Annotated in this window: 4 protein-coding genes; 3 read left to right on the top strand and 1 reads right to left on the bottom strand. The window is 37.7% G+C overall.

Annotated features, from left to right (window positions below):
• The first annotated feature begins 64 nt into the window (after positions 1-64).
• Both V7137_RS25305 and V7137_RS25300 read left to right on the top strand, forming a co-directional pair.
• On the top strand, positions 65-508 hold the full coding sequence (locus V7137_RS25305) for a MarR family winged helix-turn-helix transcriptional regulator (protein ID WP_218345804.1): 444 nt from the start codon (positions 65-67) through the stop codon (positions 506-508).
• A 101-nt stretch (positions 509-609) separates the two neighbouring features.
• The gene (locus V7137_RS25300) at positions 610-2,304 is read left to right on the top strand and encodes a M3 family oligoendopeptidase (protein WP_335700634.1); all 1,695 of its coding nucleotides are present in this window, start codon (positions 610-612) and stop codon (positions 2,302-2,304) included.
• Between the two features lie 53 nt (positions 2,305-2,357).
• On the opposite strand, the gene V7137_RS25295 is transcribed toward V7137_RS25300, so the two are convergent.
• The gene (locus V7137_RS25295) at positions 2,358-4,514 is read right to left on the bottom strand and encodes an ATP-dependent Clp protease ATP-binding subunit (RefSeq protein WP_335700633.1); all 2,157 of its coding nucleotides are present in this window, start codon (positions 4,512-4,514) and stop codon (positions 2,358-2,360) included.
• 195 nt (positions 4,515-4,709) lie between these two features.
• On the opposite strand from V7137_RS25295, the gene V7137_RS25290 reads away from it, so the two are divergent.
• Positions 4,710-5,759, top strand: a complete 1,050-nt coding sequence (locus tag V7137_RS25290) for a YkvI family membrane protein (RefSeq protein WP_335700632.1) — start codon at positions 4,710-4,712, stop codon at positions 5,757-5,759.
• The last annotated feature ends 33 nt before the right edge of the window (positions 5,760-5,792 follow it).

Raw genomic sequence — 5,792 nt, 5'->3', positions numbered from 1 at the left:
AATTAAATGAGCAGTTCTCTACCATTATAAGCTGTACTTATTAAACAAAAAGGATGAGTTTTTTATGGAAAATAATTCAACAACAGCCACTTCATTAAAGCTTTTTATCGTCCTTTCAAGAGCCTATAAAGCTATTAACGAACATGTAAATAAAGTGATTCAGGCAAATGGGTTAAATCCTACAGAATTTGCCGTTTTGGAACTTCTTTATCATAAAGGTGACCAGCCTATGCAGCAAATTGGCGGGAAAATCTTACTTGCAAGTGGAAGTATTACTTACGTGGTCGACAAGCTTGAACAAAAAGGAATGTTAAAAAGAATTGCCTGTCCGAAAGACCGCCGTGTCACATATGCACAAATCACAGAAGACGGGAAAAAGTTTATTCAAGAAATTTTTCCTGAACATGCTAAGCAAATCGACAAACTCATGTCAACCCTTAATGAATCGGAAAAACTAGAAGCTATTGATTTGTTAAAAAAACTAGGTATACCTGCTGGTAAGTTTTAATACGGCCATTTTGGTCGTATTTTTTTATTGTCAGGAATGTTAGCCGATAGTATATAATAAAATAGATTGGAATATTAGAAAAATTTAAAGGAGTTGTTTCAATGGGGTTTGAAAACTATACATATATACGGCCAAATTTAGTAGAAGTAACCGAAAAATTTAATACTTCAATTGAAAAATTAAAAAATGCAGGCACTGTAGAAGAACAAAACGGGGTCATGAATGAGATCAATGAAATAAGAAATGACTTAGGTACGATGTTCAATCTATGTAATATTCGTCATTCAATTGATACGAATGATGAGTTTTATAAGGAAGAACAAGATTATATGGATGAGATCCAGCCTGAGATCGAAGGTTTAGTAACAAAGTATTACCAAGTACTTGTTCAATCTAAGTTCCGGCATGAATTAGAAGAAAAGTGGGGGAAACAGCTTTTTGCTCTTGCAGAAGGACAACTAAAAACATTTAAACCAGAGATTGTCCCTTTGCTTCAGAAAGAAAATCGCTTGTCAACGGAATACACAAAGCTTATGGCTTCTGCAAAAATTGATTTTGAAGGGGAAGAAAGAACTCTTGCCCAATTAGAGCCGTTTGCTCAGTCAACTGATAGAAATATGAGAAAAAGGGCAAATGAAGCGAAATTTGGCTTTATGGTTGAACATGAAGCAGATTTTGATCGCATATATGATGATCTTGTCAAGGTAAGGACTGAAATAGCTCGGACACTGGGTTTCAAAAACTTTGTTGAACTTGGTTATTACCGAATGATGAGAACGGATTATAATGCAGAAATGGTTGCCAATTTCCGTAATCAAGTTAAGGACTTCATTGTTCCAATCGCGACAAAATTAAAGGAGCGCCAACAGGAAAGAATCGGGCTCGATCAGCTAAAGTATTACGATGAATCTTTTAATTTTCAAACTGGTAATGCCACTCCAAAGGGTACCCCGGAATGGATTATTGAAAATGGACAACAAATGTATGAGGATCTTTCAGAAGAAACAGGTGCATTTTTCCGATTTATGCAGGAAAATAATTTGATGGACCTTGTTGCTAAGAAGGGAAAAGCTGGCGGTGGCTATTGTACTTTTATTGAAAATTACAAAGCACCTTTCATTTTTTCTAATTTCAACGGTACATCCGGAGATATTGATGTCTTGACACACGAAGCAGGTCATGCGTTCCAAGTATACTCAAGCCGTCATTTTGAGATACCTGAATATGCTTGGCCGACTTATGAAGCATGTGAAATTCATTCAATGAGTATGGAATTTTTCACATGGCCATGGATGGATTTGTTCTTTAAGGAAGACACCGATAAATACAAGTTTTCACATTTAAGTGATGCATTGTTATTCCTGCCATATGGTGTGTCCGTTGACGAATTCCAACACTGGGTATATGAAAACCCAGAAGCTACCCCAAGAGAGCGAAAGCTTCAATGGCGTGAAATTGAGAAAAAGTATTTGCCTCATAAAGATTATGACGGTAATGAGTACTTAGAGAATGGCGGCTTCTGGCAGCGCCAAGGCCATATCTATAATTCCCCGTTTTATTATATAGATTATACGCTTGCACAAATTTGCGCATTTCAATTCTGGAAGCGCTCCAGAGAAAATCAAGAAGAAGCATGGGCTGACTATGTCAAGCTTTGCAGACTAGGCGGCAGTATGTCATTTACAAAGTTAGTTGAGGAGGCCAATTTAATCTCTCCATTTAAGGCAGGTTGTGTAGAGTCAGTGGTGGGTGTGATTGAAAATTGGTTAAACTCTGTTGATGATAAGAATCTATAAGTAAATAAAAAAGCGAAGCCACTCTAGAAATTCTAGAATGGCTTCGCTTTTATTTATTTAACCAAAGCTGCATTAGCGACAACTTTAAGTTGATCTTCTTCAACAATAGCGGTTAAGTTTTTAACGTCTGGCTGCTCTAAGATAAAGTCAGCGATTTTATCTTCAAGCTGTTCTTGGATTACGCGACGGAGCGGGCGTGCTCCGAAGGCTGGATGGTACCCAAGCATTGCTAATTTTTCTTTTGATTCTGAAGTAATGGTTAGTTCAATCTTTTGTTCCGTAAGCATTTCTTGTAATTCATGAATCATTAAATCGACGATATAAAGGATATGTTCTTTGCCGAGTGAATTAAACTCGATGATACTATCGAAACGATTCAAGAATTCAGGCTTAAAGAAGCTGCCAAGTGAGTCGAGAATGCTTGCTTCCTCGATTGCTTCGTTTGTCCCAAAACCAACATGAAGGGTCTTGCGGCCTACACCAGCATTACTTGTCATGATGATGACAGTATCCTTAAAGCTGACAATTCTACCTTGACTATCCGTTAGGCGTCCGTCTTCAAGAATTTGGAGGAATAGGTGTTGAACTTCTGGGTGTGCCTTTTCAATCTCATCTAATAAGATGATCGTGTAAGGATTTCTACGTACTTTTTCAGTTAACTGTCCTGCTTCTTCGTGACCAACGTAGCCAGGAGGTGAGCCAATTAACTTGGAAACACTGTGTTTTTCCATGTATTCACTCATATCGAGGCGGATCATCGAATCCTTAGAACCAAACAGTTCTTCGGCAAGTGTTTTTGTTAATTCTGTTTTACCAACTCCAGTTGGTCCAACAAATAAGAAGGAACCAATCGGACGATGTTTTGATTTTAATCCAGCCCGACTGCGCCGGATCGCTTTAGCGACTTTATTCACTGCTTTTTCCTGGCCAATAACTTTATGATTAAGAGTTTCTTCTAAGGACTTCATTTTTAACTGTTCATCTTGTTGTAATTTTCCAACTGGGATTCCAGTTTTTTCTTCGATAATTTCTTGAATATGTGAAACATCAACAATTGGTCGATCAACACCAGCAACCATATTTAATGACTTTTCCAATTTGGCTTCTTCATCACGAAGAGTAGCCGCTTTTTCGTAATTCTCGTTTTTCAGTGCTTCTTCTTTTTCTTCACCAATCTCTTTTAAACGAAGTTCAATTTGATCATTGCTTTTATAATCTGAAGTAAGATTTAATTTTGAACCAGCCTCATCCAGCAAATCAATGGCTTTGTCAGGTAAGAAACGGTCTTGAATATAACGATGTGACAATTGAACACAGGCAAGAATGGCTTCATCTGAATAGGTCACATCATGGTATTCCTCGTACCTCTTTTGGATTCCTTTTAAAATGTCAATCGCTGCCTCTAGCGTTGGTTCAAGTACGTGAACTGGCTGGAAGCGGCGTTCTAAAGCGGAATCCTTCTCGATTTGTCGATATTCTTTAAGTGTGGTTGCACCAACAACCTGAAGTTCACCGCGGGCAAGGGCAGGCTTTAAGATATTCCCTGCATCCATTGAACCCTCAGCGGAACCAGCACCTACCAGAAGGTGAATTTCATCAATGAAAAGAATAATATTTTTCCGCTCTTGTAACTCAGAAATGAGTTGTTTCATTCTCTCTTCAAATTGACCGCGGATGCCTGTATTGGCAACAAGGGAAGCAACGTCGAGCAAATATACTTCTTTATTTCGTAACTTGCCTGGGATATCTCCTTCAGAAATTTTCAAGGCAAGACCCTCAGCAATTGCTGTCTTTCCGACCCCTGGTTCTCCAATTAATACTGGATTATTCTTATTACGCCGATTTAGTATTTCGATGACACGCTTTACTTCTCCATCGCGACCGATAACAGGATCAATTAAGCCTGCTTTCGCCATTTGGGATAAATTCCGTCCGAATTGGTCGATGAAACCGCTCTGTCCATTTTTTCTTCCTGTTTGCTGGTGAGCAGGTTGATGGCTGCCATCCTTTCCGGGTGCAGCATGGGTCATGAAAAAGTTTTCAAATGGGAAGTTTGGAAAAAGATTCATATTTTGACCAAAGCCGGCCTCTAATGTTTGCTTTTCTTTTGTATAACATTCGTGACAGAGTTTAATTTCCTTACGCTGTCCATTAATAATTACATTTAATTGTACGTTTGCATTGTTTTCATTACATTGTTGACAAAGCATAAGTAAATATCCTCCTTGTAAAATTTGAATTTAGTTTTATTTGACTTTGACTATATTTGACCTTATGACGATAGTATACTCTGACCTTTTTTGACTTTCAAGAGATTTGCTTATGGTAATGCTTGCTAATTAAAGGAAAAAAGCTCGTCTTTGTTTGTCCTTCTTATCATATATTGATGATAGGGGGGAGATTTTGTGAAGAGGGATTGGACTCAAGCATTTCAGATAGCTGCAGTTTATGTAGGGACTGTAGTAGGAGCTGGCTTCGCCACTGGAAAAGAAATCGTTGAATTTTTTTCACGGTTTGGTTTCTTTGGCTTAATAAGTATATTAATGAGCGGATATCTTTTTATATCGTTGGGTTCGAAACTAATGAGAATGGCATCCCATATAAATGCAAAATCCTATCAAGAGTTTAATGTGTACTTGTTTGGTAAATGGCCAAGTCGTGTCATAAATATCTTTATGTTAATTATGCTTCTTGGTGTTAGTGCCGTCATGCTTTCAGGTGCTGGGGCAGTTTTTGAGGAACAGTTAGGTCTGTCTAAAACAGCAGGTGTTTTCCTAACCATTATTTTATCCTTTTTAGTCATGTTAGTAGGAACAAAAGGCCTTTATGCCGTTAATACGTTTGTTGTTCCGCTTATGATCACTTTCAGCATTATATTAATGTTCTATTCCGTCCAAAGACCTCACTTCATCGATCAATTATTATTTATCCCTCATGCTGATGATGGCTGGAGGAGTGTTATTGCCCCATTTTCATATGTGGCATTAAATCTTGGTCTATCCCAAGCAGTATTAGTACCGATTGCATCAGAAGTTAAGGATGATTGGACAATTAAATGGGGAGGAATTCTTGGAGGGGCTGCTCTAACATTAATTTTAATTGCTAGTCATTTTACCCTGATCATGCTTCCAAATTTGGAACTTTATAATATCCCGATGGCAATTGTCATGAAAAATTTAGCTCCTTTTTTGTATTGGATCTTTGTTCTTGTTATTTATGGAGAAATTTTTACGTCGGTGATTGGGAATGTGTTTGGATTGGATCGCCAGTTAAAACAATATTGGTCGATTCCGACAATGGTTTCTGTAACACTGATTTTTGTCGTTTCCTACCTGATTAGTCTTGTGAATTACGGGACACTGCTCTCTTATTTGTATCCTTTGTTCGGTTATATTTGTTTGATTTTTTTTGCTTTACTTTGGATCAAGCCATTTCCAGCCAGCATAAAAAAATAAGGCTATGTTAAAGCTTTTTGTTGATTTTGGCAC

The sequence above is a fragment of the Neobacillus drentensis genome (assembly GCF_036962765.1).
Lineage (GTDB): Bacteria > Bacillota > Bacilli > Bacillales > Cytobacillaceae > Neobacillus > Neobacillus drentensis_C.
The sequence above is the reverse complement of the archived record's forward strand: the minus strand, read 5'-3'. Positions and strand labels throughout refer to the sequence as shown.

Bases quoted from the DNA above. Each gene is read 5' to 3' on its own strand.
- V7137_RS25305 (WP_218345804.1), top strand. From the start codon at position 65: ATGGAAAATAATTCAACAACAGCCACTTCATTAAAGCTTTTTATCGTC.
- V7137_RS25300 (WP_335700634.1), top strand. From the start codon at position 610: ATGGGGTTTGAAAACTATACATATATACGGCCAAATTTAGTAGAAGTA.
- V7137_RS25295 (WP_335700633.1), bottom strand. From the start codon at position 4,514: ATGCTTTGTCAACAATGTAATGAAAACAATGCAAACGTACAATTAAAT.